This is a genomic window from Flavobacterium panacis (assembly GCF_024649945.1).
GTDB lineage: Bacteria > Bacteroidota > Bacteroidia > Flavobacteriales > Flavobacteriaceae > Flavobacterium > Flavobacterium panacis.
The window spans coordinates 1-18,924 of record NZ_JANKMS010000014.1 but is presented as its reverse complement, the minus strand read 5'-3'; the positions used below and the strand labels follow the sequence as shown (position 1 = coordinate 18,924).

General features: G+C 33.9%; 16 protein-coding genes. 14 read left to right on the top strand and 2 right to left on the bottom strand.

The annotated features are described in order from the left end of the window. Positions 1–13: 13 nt before the first annotated feature. Positions 14–1,798 (bottom strand): mechanosensitive ion channel family protein, encoded by a 1,785-nt coding sequence (locus NQQ59_RS22740; protein ID WP_144212271.1) that lies wholly within the window; start codon positions 1,796–1,798, stop codon positions 14–16. Positions 1,799–2,391: 593 nt separating this feature from the next. Between NQQ59_RS22740 and NQQ59_RS22735 the strand changes: the two genes are divergently transcribed. From NQQ59_RS22735 to NQQ59_RS22670, 14 genes are all read left to right on the top strand, one after another. Continuing rightward, positions 2,392–4,572 (top strand): TonB-dependent receptor plug domain-containing protein, encoded by a 2,181-nt coding sequence (locus NQQ59_RS22735; protein ID WP_257698439.1) that lies wholly within the window; start codon positions 2,392–2,394, stop codon positions 4,570–4,572. A 16-nt stretch (positions 4,573–4,588) separates the two neighbouring features. Continuing rightward, positions 4,589–5,308, top strand: coding sequence for an HmuY family protein (locus tag NQQ59_RS22730; protein ID WP_144212269.1), 720 nt, complete (start codon positions 4,589–4,591; stop codon positions 5,306–5,308). A 7-nt stretch (positions 5,309–5,315) separates the two neighbouring features. After that, positions 5,316–6,119, top strand: coding sequence for an HmuY family protein (locus NQQ59_RS22725; RefSeq protein WP_144212267.1), 804 nt, complete (start codon positions 5,316–5,318; stop codon positions 6,117–6,119). A 19-nt stretch (positions 6,120–6,138) separates the two neighbouring features. Continuing rightward, positions 6,139–6,882 carry a hypothetical protein gene (locus tag NQQ59_RS22720; protein ID WP_144212265.1) on the top strand — a complete coding sequence of 248 codons (744 nt, stop codon included), beginning with the start codon at positions 6,139–6,141 and terminating at the stop codon, positions 6,880–6,882. A gap of 71 nt (positions 6,883–6,953) precedes the next feature. Further along, complete coding sequence (locus tag NQQ59_RS22715) at positions 6,954–7,637, top strand: hypothetical protein (RefSeq protein WP_144212263.1); 684 nt, start codon at positions 6,954–6,956, stop codon at positions 7,635–7,637. A gap of 240 nt (positions 7,638–7,877) precedes the next feature. Continuing rightward, positions 7,878–8,915, top strand: coding sequence for a hypothetical protein (locus NQQ59_RS22710; protein ID WP_144212261.1), 1,038 nt, complete (start codon positions 7,878–7,880; stop codon positions 8,913–8,915). Positions 8,916–9,347: 432 nt separating this feature from the next. Continuing rightward, positions 9,348–10,166, top strand: coding sequence for an alpha/beta fold hydrolase (locus tag NQQ59_RS22705; RefSeq protein ID WP_144212259.1), 819 nt, complete (start codon positions 9,348–9,350; stop codon positions 10,164–10,166). A 101-nt stretch (positions 10,167–10,267) separates the two neighbouring features. Next, on the top strand, positions 10,268–10,558 hold the full coding sequence (locus NQQ59_RS22700; protein ID WP_144212257.1) for a GNAT family N-acetyltransferase: 291 nt from the start codon (positions 10,268–10,270) through the stop codon (positions 10,556–10,558). A 38-nt stretch (positions 10,559–10,596) separates the two neighbouring features. Continuing rightward, positions 10,597–11,217: an alpha/beta hydrolase gene (locus NQQ59_RS22695; RefSeq protein WP_144212255.1), complete on the top strand. Its 621-nt coding sequence runs from the start codon at positions 10,597–10,599 to the stop codon at positions 11,215–11,217. Next, entirely contained in the window at positions 11,217–11,567 is a 351-nt protein-coding gene (locus NQQ59_RS22690) for a cupin domain-containing protein (protein WP_144212253.1), read from the top strand. Before NQQ59_RS22695 ends, NQQ59_RS22690 begins: the two co-directional genes overlap by 1 nt. A gap of 295 nt (positions 11,568–11,862) precedes the next feature. Next, positions 11,863–12,801: a ring-cleaving dioxygenase gene (locus tag NQQ59_RS22685; RefSeq protein WP_144212251.1), complete on the top strand. Its 939-nt coding sequence runs from the start codon at positions 11,863–11,865 to the stop codon at positions 12,799–12,801. 281 nt (positions 12,802–13,082) lie between these two features. After that, on the top strand, positions 13,083–13,631 hold the full coding sequence (locus NQQ59_RS22680; protein WP_144212249.1) for a lysozyme inhibitor LprI family protein: 549 nt from the start codon (positions 13,083–13,085) through the stop codon (positions 13,629–13,631). A gap of 209 nt (positions 13,632–13,840) precedes the next feature. Continuing rightward, positions 13,841–16,615 carry an aconitate hydratase AcnA gene (gene acnA / locus NQQ59_RS22675; RefSeq protein ID WP_144212247.1) on the top strand — a complete coding sequence of 925 codons (2,775 nt, stop codon included), beginning with the start codon at positions 13,841–13,843 and terminating at the stop codon, positions 16,613–16,615. 142 nt (positions 16,616–16,757) lie between these two features. Beyond that, positions 16,758–17,216, top strand: coding sequence for an RNA methyltransferase (locus NQQ59_RS22670; RefSeq protein WP_144212245.1), 459 nt, complete (start codon positions 16,758–16,760; stop codon positions 17,214–17,216). 111 nt (positions 17,217–17,327) lie between these two features. Here NQQ59_RS22670 and NQQ59_RS22665 read toward each other — a convergent pair whose 3' ends face one another. After that, on the bottom strand, positions 17,328–18,698 hold the full coding sequence (locus NQQ59_RS22665) for a glycoside hydrolase family 28 protein (RefSeq protein WP_144212243.1): 1,371 nt from the start codon (positions 18,696–18,698) through the stop codon (positions 17,328–17,330). Positions 18,699–18,924: the final 226 nt, after the last annotated feature.

Genomic DNA, 18,924 nt, shown 5'->3' with positions numbered 1-18,924 from the left:
CATTTTTATTATTTTAGAATATGTTTTCTTCATCGGGATTAAAACTACCGTCTCCCGGATATTTAAGACTATCTTTTAATTCTTCTACACGTTTAGGATCGAATTTTGGGAGTTGTAATTCGTTATTTTCTTTCCATTTTTGAACTGTTTTGGAAATTTCCTCTGCTTTTTCACTTGAGAAAGGAGTATCACGCGCCATATACAATGTCTGCGATGGGTACGCTAGTGAAGTTCCACTTTTCTCTATTATATCCATCATTCGTAATAATAAATCTTCTTGTACTTCTTGTGAAGTTTCAACATTAATAGCCTGAATATATGCCGTAACTTCAACTTTTAATGCATCGGCTGTAATACCAGTAAAACGTACTGTTGGCGTTACATTTAACACCGATGGATGAGCAAATAATAAAGATCTTAATTCAACCAATAAATAACGCATTTGATCTGGAGATGTTTCCATTCTGAAATTAAATATTGGATTGAAAATAAAGCGATCACGATGTGCATAATTCTCTATTTTACTGGCTGAGAGCTGACCATTTGGAATCGTTACAATACTTCGCGCGGCAGTACGCAGCGTTGTAGAACGCATTCCGATAGATTCTACAGTTCCCTTTATATCATCAACTCTACAATAATCCCCAACACGAAGCGGCTGATCAGCAATAAGACTGACACTTCCCACAAAATTTTCAATTGTTTTTTGTGCTCCTAATGCCAAAGCGATCCCTCCTATCCCCAGTGCAGCAAGTCCAGCCGTTACATCTACTCCGATAATTCCGAGCAAAGCAATAATACCAATTACAACAATGGCAACTTTGGTGGTACGACTTAAAAATAATATAGCGGAAATAGCCGAAATACGACCTTTTCTACTCATTCTGCTTCGGGCAAACATACTTACAAAGTCCGTCATTCTCCAAAGCAGTATTAAAAAAGCAAGTATTGAGATTGTAATGATAATAATACTGAAACGCTGTCGAACGATTATAGAAATCCCCATACGTTGAGTAAATGCCACAAATAAAATTACGGTCAGATACATGTGAAGTGGCAATGTAAGGGCTTCTATAATTGCTGTTCCTTGTTCAGTCGCCGCTTTTTTCCATGTTTTCTGAACCAGCAAACCAATTAAGAACACCAGTAATCTTGCCAGTAAATAAGATAAAACAGTCATTATAACCACTACGGTCCAATGCCCGATTGGAACATTGCCTAACTTCCTTTCTTTTAAAACAGTCGGAAGCACCCTATCTAAAAAGCTTTTTTCTCCTGTTATATCAGCAGATAAAATAGATTCTACTGTTTCTGCAGAGAAAAGCCATACAGGTGGCTGACTGTCATCTGATTGATTTTCGACATAAAGCTCAATTACACTTTTACCTGTAGTTATGTTTCCAACATGATCAACGCCAGTTGCCAGATCATCGTCCATTCTTCCAGTTTCTTTATTACTAATAATGGAAGATGGTGATAAATTTCCTCCCTGATCTAACAGTTGTTGAAAAGTCTTTGCAATACGAATCCTTTCAGCGGTTTTACGATATGAACGTTTACTTAATACGAAATACTGACTGGCACGCAAGTAATTTTGATCGCCAATTGCCTTAATAAATCCGTTAACGGTTCCTTGAGGAGTTCTTCTTCCAAGAGAATCTTCAGGTGCTTTTGCAGTTTCTTCAGTTGTACTTTTCCCTGCTCCTAATAACTGAGCTGAAACTATTTCCGGTTTAATGAAAAATACCAGTAACAATAGTAAAGAAGACAATAAACGTTTTTTTGAATCTAAACTCATATCAGAATCGGATTTTTGGGTTTAAATACTAAAAATAAGAAATCTAAAAGAGAAAAGAAATCTTTCATTGCAAAACATAACTAAAATGATGTAAAAAAATAGGCTTTTAAAAGTAATCCTCATTGAAATTAAGAATGATTATTAAATAGCAAAACTTCTAAACAAAGTCAAAAAATAGAATATTCTGTCCAAATTATCGTCTATTAATCGGATAATTTATGAGCTCCAAATTCTTTATGATTTTACAGAATTACATCCTCTCTACTTTCGATTATATCTAAGAAAAGTCGATTTTAAACTTGTTATATTTTACCAAAATTGGAGATTTTTTTAACATAATATTAAAACTTTAATTATGTTAAATTTTTCTTAAAATATTAAAATAGGCAAAAATACATTAAAAAACATAAATATCTAAATATATGGCATTTAAACAAACTTATACAAAGTAATACTTTAAAAAAAAGAATAGCTTTCATATTTCGTCTGTAAAAAAAATACTATTAGTATATCATAAATAACTATTTTTACACAGTCTAAATAAGAATAAATAAATGAGGGAATTCTTAAAATAAAGACGTCGGAAAAATTCAATGAAAAATACAAGCATCTTCGGTCTGAATCAACAAAAAGTCATTTTAAGTTTTGTTTTATTATACATCAATTTCATACAAGCCCAAATTAACAATCAAGAAACTGGAATTGACTTAAAAGAGGTAAATGTAAACAGTCGAAGCACTACTACTAAAAATAATCCGGAAACTCTAATAAAAGCTCAATACAGTGCAATGCCAGTAATTACAATCGACCGTAAAACGATAGAACTCATGGGCAGCAGAAGACTCGATGAAATATTAAAAGAACAAACCGGAATTGCGGTAGTCAATAACATTAGTGGTGGCGCAAGATCGGTTGGTGTTCAAATGCAAGGTTTTGGAAGTGAATATATCATGGTTTTAATTGATGGACAACCTATGGTAGGGAGAAATAATGGAAATTTTGATCTTTCCCGAATCAGCGTTTCAAACATCGAACGTATTGAAATTATAAAAGGGGCTTCTTCTAGTCTTTATGGAAGTGAAGCTTTAGGTGGAACTATCAATATTATTACAAGACATGGAGTTATTGATCCACAACTACAGGCATCTTTAAGTTACGGATCATTAAATATCGTCGACGCAACATTAGAAGGCGAAACTCCTTTTTTAAATAATAAAGGCACAGCAAATATTGCAGCCAACTATTACAGAACAGATGGTTTTAATACCAACTCAAAATATATTCAGGGTACTACTTCACCTCCGTATGACAATTACAGTCTTCAAGGAAGATCCCGTTATCAAATCAATGAAAATAGTTTCCTGAATTTAAGTGGACGCTACGGACTTCGTCGCTCGTTTATGCAAAAAGATTTTGGTTTGGGGCATATTTCCGGAGACAATCAGGATGAGCAGGATCTTAATTTATCGCTTTCTTTCGATCATCGATTTAATAGCAATCTAAGAAGCATTACGCGATATTATCTCACCAATTATACAGCCGATATGAGTGTAGCCTGGCAACAAACCAACAGTTCGGTAAGTCAGGATGTTTTTAGACAAACGCTACACCGTCTGGAACAGCAGTTTTCTTTTAGTCACAATAATTCATATCAGCTCGTCGGTGGAATTGGCGGCAGCGTTGAAAACATGAATGATCAAGCTCTAAATGGTGTGAATTCGTTACAGACTTTTTTCTCTTACATTCAAGGTGAATGGTCACCCATTCAGAAATTAAAAGCAGTTGGTGGTTTACGATACGATCATACCAACAATTTTGGAGGAAGATTAAACCCTAGTTTTGGATTACAGTATTTTGTGACCCCTAAATTAACCTTAAAAGCAGGAATCGGAACAGGATTTAAAGCCCCTGACTTTAAAACAAACTACTTAGTCTTTTATAATTCCAGCAGTAATTATCTCGTAATCGGAAATGCGGTTCTCGCTCCTACTCTTCAACAATTACAAGACGACGGTCAGATTAGTGAAATCAGACAATATGTACTCAATCAAACCGCAGGGAATCTTCAGGCAGAAAAAAGCACTTCTTATAATGCTGGACTAGTTTTAGAACCTTCTAAAAAAATTAAAATTGAAGGAAATGTTTTTTATCATAAAATAACCAATCAAATAAACAGTATACAAGTTGCTACAGGTTCGAATAATCGAATTATTTATACCTATCAAAACTTACCCGAAGCTGTTAATAAAGGATTTGAAGTTGGTCTTAAACTGAGTCCCATAAAAAACCTCGAAATAAGTGCTGGCTATCAGTATTTAATTGCTCAGGACTTAAGTGTCAAAGACAGTATCCGAGCTGGAAAATGGCCTTATAATCAAAACATTCATGATCCAGCAACAGGAAACTCTTATAAACCAAGACCAAAGGATTACTGGGGAATTGAAAACCGATCAAGGCACATGGCCAACACAGCAATCTTTTACCGTTATGAGCCTTGGAAAATCAGTGCAAGTGTAAGAGTCAATTTCAGAGGAAAATATCCTTTTGGAGACCGAAACGGAAACCAATTTATAGACAAATATGACATTTTCGTAAAAGAGTATTTGCTGACAAATGCCAGTTTAGAAAAGCGTTTTTTAAATGATCATCTCAGCATTCGATTTACTGCCGATAATATTTTCAACTATACAGATCCACTTATGCCAGGACAACCGGGAAGAATACTCTTGGGAGGTTTAAGTTATCGTTTCGTTAAAGATCACAAAAATAACTAACATTAATAATTTCCAAATGAAAACAAACAAAGTAGTTAAAAAATGCATGTGGCTCATACCGCTTTTTATCGCAGTGGTTATAAGCTCATGTAGTAGTAATGAAGAAGATAATTCTGCTTCACTTGCCGATGGTAAAAGTACTGTGATAACAGACCTTGCAGGAGATACGGGAGCCTCAATGGGAGGCAATACAGATGGTAAAGAACAGAGAGGATTTCATACGTTTTTATTTCGTTTCAGCGATCAAAAACAAATATGGCTGCATACTAAGGCAGATTCTTTACAATACATGAAAACAAACGACTGGGATATTGCTTTTACAGGACCTTATAACAGTGAAGTGTATGTCAACAATTCAAAATATCAATATAACCCGGGATTTGAAGGACCCGCAAATAACACTGCTGTAGTTTTAATTAATGAAGATTATAAGAATGTTAGTCAGGCACCGTCTGACAGCGAATTTGCTGCAAGTGAAATTACAAAAATCGGATGGTCATCTTCTGCAAGTTCTGCAGGATGGTTTTATTACAGTTTGAGTAGCCATATTATGCAGTCTATTCCGAACAGAACTTACGTTATAAAACTTCCGAATGGCAAATATGCAAAACTGCAATTAGTTAATGCTTATAAAGGAAATCCGCCAGCTGTAACCGATTTAAACTGGCCTGCTCCCTACTTTACTTTTAGATATTATGTACAAAATGATGGAACCAAAAATTTAAATACAAAATAATAATCCAATGAAAAAAATTAAACTTTCAATACAGAAAATACCACATACCGTATTGACTCTTTTTCTAATCGCGGTAACATTAACAGCGTGTTCATCTGATGATAAACCTGCAGAAGAAAATGGAAATGGTGAAGAACCAGGCACTGAAGTCCCAAATAACACATTATTTAATAAACTTCTACATGTAAAAAATTATCAAGGAAGTACTTCTGATGATAATCCAACCGCTCCTTCTGCAACTTTATACTATAGTTTAGAAGAAAATAAGTCTGTTGATGGTTCTTATAAAAAAACAAAAAAATGGGACTTAGCTTTTGGCGGACTTTATGCCAGCTTTTTGTCTGGAAATAATGGAACTAATACGCAAAACAATGGTTATCAGGCAGGCGGTGTTGGAGGAATTACAATTGTTGCCAAACCTTTTGACGAAGTAGTAGATATTCCTGCTGATAGCGAATTTAAAACAGGAATCGACATCGTCGGAACTGATGATGCTGGTGCTTTTGGTAACGGAACAGGATGGTACTTATACGATTTTGATGGCGTAGTAGTAAGCGACGGAACAAATCCTCAAAAAGCACACGTAGCTTATGCACTTGGAGATCCGCTTAAAATTAGAAACGGAACTACTATTCCTGCAAGAACTGTAATTCTTAAAACGGCTAATGGAAATTATGCTAAAATCAAAATGATTTCTGTCTATAAAGATGTTTATAGTTCATCAGAGTGGTTCAAAGATACGCCTCATATGTACTACACTTTTGATTATGTGATGGTGCCAAAAGGAAGTACCAAATTTGAAATTAAATAACCAATCCAAATAATAATCAATGAATACTAAAATCAATAAATTTAAAACACCTTTACTTTTTACTGCTTTTGCATTATTTAGTCTTTTAACTTCTTGTGACAACGAAGAAGACAGATGGACAGATGTAAAAGAAGATGATGTTACAGAAATTGTAACCGATTTAGATGCAAGAAGAATTATTTCTTTTAAAGTAATAAACCCAGGAGAAAGTCAAGCTATTTATAGCGCTGTAAACAATCTAGACAGAACTATAACGGTTTACCTACCTTCTTATTATGAATATGAATATCTGGAAACTTCTATAGCGTTGCCTGAAAAAACAACTATCTCTCCTGCAGCGACAGAACTAGTTCCTGTATTTGCAAAAACGCCTTTTTTATATACTACAAAAGCAGCAGATGGATCAACAGCTATTTATACTGTAAAAGTGGTAATTCAACAGCCAAAATTAGTTTTAAATGAATTATCTACTGAGACAACTACTTTGTCTGTACCAGTGGCAACAACTTTGCTAGTAAAAGGAGAAAATTTCATTCCCTCTTACGAAGTTACAAAAGTATATGCTGTAGATGCACAGGGAAATAAAAAATGGCAATTTCAGCAGTATAACGATGGATTGGATCTTTTTACTTTTTCTGGAAGATATTCTTTTGGAGCTTTACCTGCAGCTGTGACCTTAGAGACTAATACTGACTATTGGATACAAATGGAAAGCTATAATCTGACAGCAAAAATGAAATATCCAATCAGAATTACAAAATAAAAATAAAAAATGCCTGTCTTTTCTGCTTAGGTAATGAAAGAAGCCCAAATTAATCTATTAAATATATCATTATGAAAAAAATAATCTTATCATTTTTAGCATTAGCTGCTATTTCAATTACATCATGTAGTACAGACGAACAAACTGTCGATTCTCAGGGAACGGCGAAAGCACAAGAACAGCAGGTTACAAATAAAACTGCAAAAACAGCTTTAGAAGAAACTTGTGTAGCCACTTCAACATCAGTAACGGTTAATAGATGGCAGGCTCCATCATCTGTGGATTCAAACTGGACACCAGTAGCAGCAACTATTGGCAATGTAAATGTACAGTGGGAAGGTATTTATGGTGCATCAATACGCCCTGTAAACAATACTGATCATTGGTACGTTGGAACAGTAGAATTAGATTCAGAATGCGAATTCTGGAATACATGGAAAAGTAACATTGATGTAAAAAATGCTAATCTTGGTGCTGCACCAACTGATAAATATAATGTTTTAGGCTACAATGGAACTATTTCAGGAACTAACTATGGGTTAGGATATTACTCTTATCTTCTTAGTAATCACACCATGACTCCTGAAAAAGCTATTGTAATCTGGAAAGCAGTAGACACGGTTCCTGCAAGTCTTAATTCGCAGTCAATTACTAATCCTGCAGCAGCAACAGAAGCTTATTTAGTTACTGTAAGCACTGTAACTCCAGGAGCTTCAAGTAGTACAATTAGTTATACTTGGACAAGAGTATTGTAATTATAAAAGTCTAAAAAAAGTAACATGGGATTACGAAATAATTAAAAGTACTGCAGTAAAGCTTGACCGGCGTCTCTGCAAATTACAATTATCATCTCATTACCCCATGACTATCAAACAGCTTTTTGAATTACTGTGAGCATTGAAAACAGGCATTTTAAAAAATATTAAAGCCCATTTAGCAATAATGGCAAAATTAATAAAATAAAATCATTTAAAAATTACATAACCAATACAATCATGAATAAAAAAAACAATACCAATATATTTTCAGTTGGATTACTTTTTTTATCAGTACTATTTTTTTCGTGTGACACAGAATATATTGATAAAGTAAATACAATTCCAGGCGATGTTATAAAGGTTTCTGGCTACACCCAAATTGAAACATTCTCTTTTAAAGATTCTGAGAACAATACAATCAGCGCAGCAATTACCGATGCAAACATTATAGTTACTTTGAGTACGAATACTACAATTCCAACAACAATTAAACCAGAAATAGTGCTGGGAACTGAAGCTACTATTTCGCCAGCTTCTGGTGCAGAAATTGCTTTTAAAGATGGTACTGAGTATACTGTAACATCAAAAGCAGGAACTACAAAAAAATATACTTTAAAAATAGATTTTAGACAAGTTGAGCCTCAGACATGGACATATGCAGCTCCAGAAACCTATACAAAAGGTTCATTGCAGAGATTAGTTAACATTGCGACTGGTGGCAGTACGAATGGAGTTGAAAATCTGTGGTTAAGCCTAGAAAATACCAGAGTATATCTAGTAGCTGCAGCTGATCAGAAAACGGAATATACAGCAGAAATCGTTCATTTAGGCGGACCATTAGGAACGTCAGCTACTACACCTTTTATCAGTTATGGAATTTATTATTTTCTTCCTGAGGATATGCCTGTTGGAACTTATGATTTACGTGTAAAAAATGGGAAATATATCCTGCAGAATGGAAGTGTAGAAAACAGATTCAAAGTTAGTGTTATTGACCCTACTTTATTTAGTGCTGAATTAGTTGGATCTCCTGTTCAAAAACAGGGAGGAGATACTTTCGAAGTACGTGGTGCCTTAATGAATACGGTTACCTCTGTTATAATGTATAACAGTACTGCCGCAGCTGTAACTTATCCTGTAGAGATTGTAAGTTCATCTACCTATAAAATAGTATTAAAAGTTCCTGCGGGAACTCCTGCGGGAACCTACAACAGAATGAGATTTTATAGAGGTACTGCCAATACTCTGACTGCTTTTACTGTGACAGTAAAATAATAATTAAGGAATTCAAAAACCTGATTTACATCAAAAAAGCCTTTAACTTTTTAAAAGTTAAAGGCTTTTTTGATTTGAGCTCACCAGAAACAATTTAGAACGATTTACTATTCTCATATAAATTATTCTATAATATCACTAAAATGCAGAATATTTTTCAACGAAGTACTCAGAATTTCTTTATTGATTCCTCTTGATTCGAACAACCAAAAAACAATTCATTATCAACAAATTACACAATTAACTTCATAATTTTATTAGATATTGTAACTTTAGGTATAAGGAATATTAGATCGAGAAAGTATTTTAAAACAACTCATTTTTCTTTTCTTAATCTAGATTAATCGACAGACTTCTGGGTCTTGTCTAAGTTTGTAAAAGAAATTTAACAACAAGAAAAATTAAAATTTATTAATCTAAATCAAAAGAAAAATGAGCACTATTAAAACACAAGACGGGACAGAAATTTTTTACAAAGATTGGGGAACTGGACAACCAATAGTTTTTCACCACGGATGGCCTTTATCAAGCGATGATTGGGATGCACAAATGATGTTTTTCTTAAAACAAGGTTATAGAGTTATCGCGCATGATCGTCGTGGACATGGTCGTTCTGGTCAAAGTTCAGAAGGAAATAATATGGAAACTTACGCAGCTGACGTTGCAGCTTTGACAGAAGCTCTTGATTTAAAAGATGCAATTCACGTAGGGCATTCAACAGGTGGCGGAGAAGTAATTCGTTATGCTGCAAAATATGGAAAAGGACGTGTTGCGAAAGCAGTAATCATAAGCGCTGTAACCCCTATTATGATTCAAAACGAAAATAATCCTGATGGTGTGCCCTTATCTGTTTTTGATGAAATAAGACAAGGAACAGGATTCAATAGATCACAATATTTTTACGATTTCCCAATTCCGTTTTATGGATGGAATCGCGAAGGACAAACAGTACAAGAAGGAATAAAACACAATTGGTGGCGTCAGGGAATGATGGGTTCTGTATTGGCTCATTATGAAGGAATTAAAGCTTTTTCTGAATCAGATTTTACAGAAGATCTTAAAAGTTTAGATATTCCGGTTCTTGTATTGCATGGAGAAGACGATCAAATTGTGCCTTACAATCAAGCACCAAAAGCGGCAAAACTTTTGAAAAACGGAAAATTAATTTCTTATCCTGGATTTCCTCACGGAATGCCAACCACAGAAGCAGAAACAATTAACAAAGATATTTTGGCTTTCATTAAAGAATAACGTTAAAAGGAAAGAAAAATGAAGTCTGTAAAAAAAAAGCGATTGCAGACTTCATTTTTAAAAGTAAAAATTAAATATACAAATTACCACAAATAGAAAATATGGAAACGATAAAACTAGAATTAGACGAAAAAAAACATGGAGCTTTTAATCTTTATGTTGATGACAAAAAGCAAGGAGAAATGACGGTAAGTCTAAAACCTGATTTACTTACTGTTTATCATACAGGAGTTGAACCAGAAGCTGAAGGAAAAGGTTATGCCAAAAAACTTTTGGATGAAATGACATCATATGTTCGTGCTAATAATTTGATGGTTTTACCGCTTTGTCCTTATGTTCACGCACAATTTAAAAGACACCCTGAAGAATATCAGGATATTTGGAAAAAATAATTTCAACTCTTTTAAAAATTAATTCAAACACAAAACTTATGAATACTGATATATTAACTGACGGTGTACCTTTAAACGAAGCCAAAAAAGCTTTAATTCTAATTCACGGACGTGGTGCCAGCGCTCATGATATTCTTTCAATTGCAAAACATCTCAAAGTTGATGATTTTGCATTGGTCGCACCTCAGGCAGAAAACAGAACTTGGTACCCCTACTCTTTCTTAGCGCCTCTTAACGAAAATGAACCTTCTTTTTCAAAATCTTTAGAAGCCATTCACCAAGTCGTGGTGGCTATTCAACAAAACGGAATCGAAAAAGAGAATATTTATTTCCTTGGATTTTCTCAAGGAGCTTGTCTAGCTCTAGAATTTACGGCTAGAAATGCAGCGAAATATGGAGGTGTTGTCGCTTTTACAGGCGGACTTATTGGCGATAAAGTATATGAAAATCATTATGCTGGAAATTTCGAAAACACTCCTATTTTCATAGGAACAAGTGATCCTGATTTTCATGTTCCTGTTGAAAGAGTAAATGATTCAGAAACTCTTCTGACAAAAATGGGCGCAGATGTTACCAAAAAGATTTATCCAAATATGGGGCATACGATTAGTAAAGATGAAGTGGACTGCGCCAATGCATTGATTTTTAATAAAAAGTAATGATTACGATAACCCGAGTTTACAGTGATTCCCACGGCGAAAGTCATTTTGAAGACTTCGAAGTTCCATTGAAAAACAATGGCGATATCGGATTTTTATCTGATGATGAACCTGTAAAATCAATCGTCTTTAGAGAAGTTAAACCTTCTTATGACTATGATTTTCATAATGCACCAGACCGCCAATATATTGTTTTATTGGAAGGCGGTGTCGAAATCGAAACTTCCTTAGGAGAAAAAAGAAAAATTGAAACAGGATCTATTTTATTGGTTGAAGATACTACAGGAAAAGGGCATAAAACTAAAAATATCGAACCCAAACTTCGAAAATCAATCTTTATAAAATTATAAACAGCCGGCAATTTGTCGGCTTTTTCATTTACTATTATTTCGATAGCTTTTCTAAATAAAAAGACCTCAAACTTTTAATTGCCATATATTGTAAAACGATAACTTGCATCACAAATAAAACACTAATAAACAACATATTAAAACAAAAATAATATTATTTGGTTCTTATTTTTATAATGATATTTATAGGTCTCTTATTTCTTAATCTAGGTTAATCGATCCAGAGCTATAACGGGTGTAAATTTGTAAAAGAAATCAATGAGAAATCAAATAACAATTTAATATTACAAATACCATGGAAAATAAAATTTTAGGCTTACACCATATTACTGCAATTGCAGGAGACGCAAAAAGAAACTTCAACTTTTACGCTAACATATTAGGATTACGTTTCATTAAAAAAACAGTCAATTTTGACGATCCTGGAACATATCACTTCTATTTTGGTGATGAGGTTGGAAGTGCAGGAACGATATTAACTTTTTTCCCTTGGGGAGAAGGAATTCAACAAGGAAGAAAAGGTTCTGGAATGGCTACAGAAATTGGTTATTCTGTTCCAAAAGGAAGCTTGGATTTCTGGCAAAAACGTTTTGAAAAATACAATGTAATCTACAATAAACCAGCTGAGAAATTCGGTGAAAAATATTTGACTTTTTTAGATCCAGATGGTTTAAAATTAGAATTAATAGAATCTAAAACAGAAGACAACAGAAAAGCTTGGGAAACTGACGAAGTAAAAACTGACGTTGCTACAAAAGGTTTTCATAATATTACTTTGACTTTAAACGATATCAAAGCAACGGCTGCAGTTTTAACAGAAATCTTTGGTTACAAATTAATTGATCAAGATGTAAACCGTTACCGTTATGCTACAGATGCTGTAGAAAACGCTGCAATTGTAGACTTGGTAGAATTGGCTGACGAAAAACGTGGTCTTAATGCCAACGGAACTGTTCACCACGTAGCTTTCCGTGTTCAAAATGATGAAATTTTAATGCACTTCCGTGAAAAAATCGAAGACTACGGATTGCAGATTACACCACAAATTGACAGACAATATTTCCACTCTTTGTATTTCAGAGAACCAGGAGGAGTTTTATTCGAAATTGCTACTGATAATCCTGGGTTTACAGTAGATGAAAGCTTAGAAGAATTGGGTAAAAACTTAAAACTTCCAGCACAATACGAGCCTCAAAGAGCCGCAATTGAAAAACATTTGGTTAAAATCAATTAATTCAAATACTAAACTGGGTCTAACCCAAAACACACCACTATTTTTTGAAAGAGCCATCCTTATTGGGATGGCTTTTTGTTTAGCGAATTCTAAGGATTTTGGAATATTTATAGGAAAATATTTTAAATTTGAGTGATTATCAAAGAATCAACCTTGTTAGATTTATTTCTTTTAAACAAAGATAAAGATATTACAGGCAAGATGAAATAGATTAGTACACTTAACTATTGATAATCAATCACAAAAATCAAAAATATATTAAAATTTAATCCTTGAGAAATATGAAATCCTTTTTGTTATCAATAATGATTTGCTTTTTTGGACAAGTTGCTGTAGGTCAAAATAGTCCAAAACAAATATCTCCAGAAATCTTAAAAAAAATCACAAGCGAAGTTGAAGCACAAATCCCTAAACTAAAGCTTAAACTTGCAAAACAAGAATTGAATGCAGATGAAATTGAATTTAAAATAGATACGTTTCGAATACAGGAAATAACTTCCAGACGAATAGACATTGATTATTCGACAACTGGAATGAATATATCAGTAGATGAACTAACTAATTCTTATGATAAGTTAATGAATAAGTATTACAATAAGCTTATGAAATTACTTAAACCTGAAGATAAAAAAGTGCTTATCACGGCGCAAAGAGCTTGGCTAGCGTTTCGCGATGCTGAATCCAAACTAATTGGAACGATGACTGATGAACACTATTCAGGAGGCGGGACAATGCAATCAAATATTCAAACAAGTCAATACTCATCTTTAGTGGTTGAAAGAACTATTGCTATTTTTAGATATTATAACGGAGTTATTAAAAAGAAGTAAAACCAGCATTAATAACATGTTGAAAGTAGCAATGAGATTTAAGCAAACTAAAAGTTTTGTTTTAAAATGTACATTGTAAAATTGATTCAAAATCAACGATGCTTCAAAATAGGTTCAAAATTAGCTGGCTTTTTTTAACTTTTGCTTATGACCAAAATCGGTTCAGAAATGGTAACTTTTATTGATATTTAATTTTATACATCTTTACTATGCAAAACGACATTTACCAGATTAAAAAAGTACTAAAAACGGCAGGCAGAGAGTTTTCATACTACAGTCTTGCTGAAATGCAGAACAAAGGATATGAAATCGAAAAAATGCCATTTTCTATCCGAATTCTGTTAGAAAATGTATTGCGAAATTTTGATGATTTTGCCATTACAAAAGAAAATATTGAAACATTATTAAACTGGAAACCGGAAGCGTCAGATAAAGATATTCCGTTTAAACCTGCAAGAGTTTTGATGCAGGATTTTACGGGAGTTCCTGCAGTAGTAGATATTGCATCGCTGCGTGCTGAAGCGGCAAGAAGAGGAAAAAATCCCGATGCTATTAATCCGTTGATTCCTGTAGATTTGGTTGTAGATCATTCTGTTCAAGTAGATTATTTTGGAACAGAATACGCTTACCAGCGCAATATGGATGAAGAATACAAACGCAATAGCGAACGTTATCAATTTCTAAAATGGGCTCAGGAATCTTTTACCAATTTTAGTGTAGTACCACCCGGAATGGGAATCTGTCATCAGGTTAATCTTGAATATCTTTCAAAAGGTGTTATTGAACGAAATGGAGAAGTTTTTCCAGATACTCTTGTAGGAACAGATAGTCATACTCCGATGGTAAACGGAATTGGTGTAATTGCCTGGGGTGTTGGTGGAATTGAAGCCGAAGCCGCAATTCTGGGACAACCTATATACTTTATCATGCCAGAAGTTATAGGACTTAAACTGACAGGAAAAATACCGTTAGGTTCTACTTCCACAGATATGGTGCTTACCATTGCCGAACTTCTTAGAAAATATGGTGTCGTGGGAAAATTTGTAGAAGTTTTTGGTCCCGGACTTGATAATCTAAGTGTACCTGATCGTGCCACAATAGGAAATATGTCCCCAGAATTTGGATGTACAGTGACCTACTTCCCTACTGATGAAAAAACATTAGAATATATGAAGCTCAGTGGAAGAAGCGAAGAGCAGATTCAATTAGTAGAGGATTATTGCAAAGCCAATCTACTTTGGAGAAAAGGCAATGATAATATTGTTTATACCGATGTACTGGAACTTGATCTTTCTTCAGTAGAACCTGTAATTGCTGGTCCAAAAAGACCTCAGGACAAAATTCTCCTTAAAAATCTTGAACCTGCTTTTGTTGATGCATTAGATAAAAATTTTGGTAGAAAATACAATAAAACCGTTAAGCAAATGACCACTTGGTTTGCTGAAGGTGGCTCACAACCTTTAAACGAAAGTAAACCGGTTCCTGATGAAGTACAAATCGATCCTAAAACAGAAAATGGCAGTAAAAGTGTATCTGTAACCATTGGATCTGAACAGTTTACCATTTCTGACGGATCAGTTGGTATTGCTGCTATTACTTCCTGTACCAATACTTCTAATCCGTTTTTGATGATTGGTGCTGGATTAATTGCAAAAAAAGCACGAGAAAAAGGAGTCAATATAAAACCATGGGTAAAAACATCACTTGCTCCAGGCTCAAAAGTTGTAACCGACTATTTAATAAAAGCTGATTTATTAAAAGATCTTGAAGCATTAAAATTTCATGTGGTTGGTTATGGCTGTACTTCTTGTATTGGAAATTCGGGCCCACTTCCACCACATATTGCTAAAGCTGCAGACGAAAATGACCTTGTGCTTGCTTCTGTACTTTCGGGAAACAGGAATTTTGAAGCCAGAATTCATCCACAAATCAAAATGAATTTTTTAATGTCTCCAATGCTTGTAGTTATTTTTGCAATAGCTGGAAGGGTTGATCTCGATATTATAAATGAACCACTGGCATACGATTCTAATTTGCTTCCGGTTTATCTTAAAGATTTATGGCCAGAGCAGAATGAAATCAGTAAAATTTTAAATGAAGTTCTGACTCCAAAGCAATTTGAATCCAGTTATTCGACCATATTTGAAGGCAATCAAATTTGGCAACAGCTTCAAATTCCAGATCAAAAAATTTACCGCTGGGACGATAATTCAACTTATATAAAAGAAGCTCCGTTTTTTAAAGATCTTCCGGATCAACCAAAAGCACTTCAGGATATTACCAATGCCCGTACCCTATTAGTTTTGGGAGATAGTGTAACTACAGATCATATTTCGCCTGCAGGATCTTTCAAAGAAAATTCTGCTGCAGGAAAATATCTACTAAGCCGTGGTGTAGAAAAAAATGATTTCAATTCGTACGGATCACGTCGTGGTCATGATGAAGTTATGATCAGAGGAACGTTCGCAAATGTGCGTATCAAAAACGGATTGGCGAAACAAGAAGGAGGTTTTACAACTTATCTTCCAACGGGAGAAGAAATGAGTATTTATGAAGCTTCTGTTAACTATAAAAAAGATCAAACACCTTTAATCATTCTTGCCGGAAAAGAATATGGCAGCGGATCATCAAGAGATTGGGCGGCTAAAGGAACTTTTTTACTTGGAGTAAAAGCGGTCTTGGCAGAAAGTTATGAAAGAATTCACCGTAGCAATCTGGTCGGAATGGGTGTATTACCATTGCAATATAAAAATGGTGAAAATGCAGCAAGTTTAGGACTTACGGGAAGAGAAATCTTCAGCATAACCGGAATTGCTGAAAACATCACTCCTTTAAAAGAATTAGTAATTACAGCTGTAAAAGAAAATGGAGAAATATTCAACTTTACAGCTATAGCAAGACTTGACTCACAGATCGAAATCGAATATTACAAAAATGACGGAATCCTTCAATACGTTTTAAGACAGTTTCTTCATAAATCATAAACGTTTATAATTAAAAAATCCATAACAACAGAGTACTTTTAATAGCTCTTTGTTATGGATTTTTATTGAATTACTAATTATAAACTTATTTCAATTGTAATAAAAATTGATTTATGTATTTACAGTTTGTATTTTTGCAGCTATGAATGATAACTTTACAAATGAGTATTTTGGAATAGGAATACAAAATGGTAAAACACCAGAAAACTTAGGCGTTTTATGGAGATCTGCTCAAAATTTAGGCGCTACGTATATATTTACCATAGGAAACAGATATGCCAAACAAGCTTGTGATACCCACGATGCTGTAAAAGCAATACCTTATTTTCATTACGATACTTTTGAAGCCTTTTTTGAAAATTTACCTAAAGGAGCAAGATTAGTTGGTGTTGAATTATCTGAAAAAGCTTCTGATTTAGAAACCTTTGAACACCCAAGAAGATGTGTTTATATATTGGGCGCGGAAGATCATGGCTTATCCAAAAAAGTAATGGAAAAATGTCATCATCTAGTAAAATTTAAATCTGAGAAAAGTTTAAATGTAGCTGTAGCGGGAACTATTGTCATGTACGACAGAAATTTGTCTAAACCTCGTTCTTAAGACAAATCATACTTTAAAATATAATTAAAGTACATTTTCTATCGGACAAGACAGTTCCAGTGAAGTTAAAATATGTAGTTTTTCTTCGTTATTTTTTTAATTCAAAAAAGATTAATTCTTTCTTGTAAAATTTAGCACATTCTCGTTAATCTCATTTTCTCTTTTTACCTTCTCTGCAGTAACATTAGTTAAGAATATATTTTCTACGGGAAGTTCTTTCTGACCTTGAATTCTTGAAATAAACTCTACGCTTGTCGCATTCACATTTTCAAGATAAACATTTTTAATGGGAGTAAGTCTGCGTTCAATTGTTGGAACTAAATCTTTCCATTGATACAAAACATCCGTTTCAATACCCAAAATTCCCTGATCAATTTTACCAGATTTTACATTAGTCATATAAATATTATTTACAAAACCACCTCTTCTTTCATTCGTTTTAATAAACAAAAGATGATTTAATTTTGCGCCTTCAGCGACAGTACAATTATCGATAAAAACATTTTCTATACCTCCCGAAAGTTCACTTCCAATAGCGACCAATTGATGTCCGTTTTTTACAAGACAATTACGCATGACAATATTCTTAGATGGAGTGTGTAAACGCCATCCATCCTGATTGCTTCCCGATTTAATAGCAATTGCGTCATCTCCCTGATCAAAAACACAGTTTTCAATTAACATGTTCTGACTCATTTCAGGATCTACACCATCGTTATTATGACCATGTGCATATACTTTTAGATTGCGTAATACAACATCTTTTGATAAAAAGGGATGAATGGTCCAAAACGGGCTATTTGTAATCGTGACACCATCCATGACAATATTTTCACAACGATTAAACTGGATAAAGTGCGGACGGAAATTTGCAGTATCATTAACCATCTGTCTTTCTTTCATTGGTTTATTATAAGAAGCCAGATAATACAGTCTTTTTAAACTTTCCATATGTGCCTTCGGACGAGCAAACCACTGTTTCCAAACATCCATTTTTGCTTTTAATTCACCTTCACCTGTTATGGCAATATTTTTACATTTATAAGCATAAATCAAAGGAGAATAATTGTAACACTCATAACCTTCCCAAGTTGAATTCACTGCAGGTAGATAATCTTTCGGATCTTCTGAGAAAAGCAAAACAGCACCTTTACTTAAAAAAAGATTGACGTTACTTTTAAAATGGATTTTCTTTGTCAGCCATTCCCCTTCAGGTATTACGACAGTTCCACCTCCGGCTTTACTAGCTTTTGCAATTGCTTTTGTAATGGCATCAGAAGTTTTTTCTTTATCTCCCTTTATGGCTCCAAAATCTACAATAGAAAATTTCTTGCAGTTACTAAAATTCGGAATTTTAATGACCGGCATTTCAAATGGTGCTTTCACGGTTACTTCCTCTAAAACTACAGACGAAGATGCCTTTTTAAAGGAGAAAAAAAGCACCGATAATACAAACAGTAAACTAAATATTTTCTTTTTCATAATGCTTTCTATTAGACAGATGTTTTTATGTTTTATACTTGTTTATCTCATTGATAAAAAATGTCGCATTTAAACTTCATGACAAAATCTGAAATGATTTTTGTACTTAATGCTTATAATATTTCAAATCAATTAAATCATTCTGAATGGGTTTCGGGTTCCAATTCTCGTGAATGGCCAATGCTGCTCCCAAAGCACTTGCCTGCGCCATCGATGCGGCGTAGAC

Bases quoted from the DNA above. Each gene is read 5' to 3' on its own strand.
- NQQ59_RS22740 (WP_144212271.1), bottom strand. From the start codon at position 1,798: ATGAGTTTAGATTCAAAAAAACGTTTATTGTCTTCTTTACTATTGTTA.
- NQQ59_RS22735 (WP_257698439.1), top strand. From the start codon at position 2,392: ATGAAAAATACAAGCATCTTCGGTCTGAATCAACAAAAAGTCATTTTA.
- NQQ59_RS22730 (WP_144212269.1), top strand. From the start codon at position 4,589: ATGAAAACAAACAAAGTAGTTAAAAAATGCATGTGGCTCATACCGCTT.
- NQQ59_RS22725 (WP_144212267.1), top strand. From the start codon at position 5,316: ATGAAAAAAATTAAACTTTCAATACAGAAAATACCACATACCGTATTG.
- NQQ59_RS22720 (WP_144212265.1), top strand. From the start codon at position 6,139: ATGAATACTAAAATCAATAAATTTAAAACACCTTTACTTTTTACTGCT.
- NQQ59_RS22715 (WP_144212263.1), top strand. From the start codon at position 6,954: ATGAAAAAAATAATCTTATCATTTTTAGCATTAGCTGCTATTTCAATT.
- NQQ59_RS22710 (WP_144212261.1), top strand. From the start codon at position 7,878: ATGAATAAAAAAAACAATACCAATATATTTTCAGTTGGATTACTTTTT.
- NQQ59_RS22705 (WP_144212259.1), top strand. From the start codon at position 9,348: ATGAGCACTATTAAAACACAAGACGGGACAGAAATTTTTTACAAAGAT.
- NQQ59_RS22700 (WP_144212257.1), top strand. From the start codon at position 10,268: ATGGAAACGATAAAACTAGAATTAGACGAAAAAAAACATGGAGCTTTT.
- NQQ59_RS22695 (WP_144212255.1), top strand. From the start codon at position 10,597: ATGAATACTGATATATTAACTGACGGTGTACCTTTAAACGAAGCCAAA.
- NQQ59_RS22690 (WP_144212253.1), top strand. From the start codon at position 11,217: ATGATTACGATAACCCGAGTTTACAGTGATTCCCACGGCGAAAGTCAT.
- NQQ59_RS22685 (WP_144212251.1), top strand. From the start codon at position 11,863: ATGGAAAATAAAATTTTAGGCTTACACCATATTACTGCAATTGCAGGA.
- NQQ59_RS22680 (WP_144212249.1), top strand. From the start codon at position 13,083: ATGAAATCCTTTTTGTTATCAATAATGATTTGCTTTTTTGGACAAGTT.
- acnA (WP_144212247.1), top strand. From the start codon at position 13,841: ATGCAAAACGACATTTACCAGATTAAAAAAGTACTAAAAACGGCAGGC.
- NQQ59_RS22670 (WP_144212245.1), top strand. From the start codon at position 16,758: ATGAATGATAACTTTACAAATGAGTATTTTGGAATAGGAATACAAAAT.
- NQQ59_RS22665 (WP_144212243.1), bottom strand. From the start codon at position 18,698: ATGAAAAAGAAAATATTTAGTTTACTGTTTGTATTATCGGTGCTTTTT.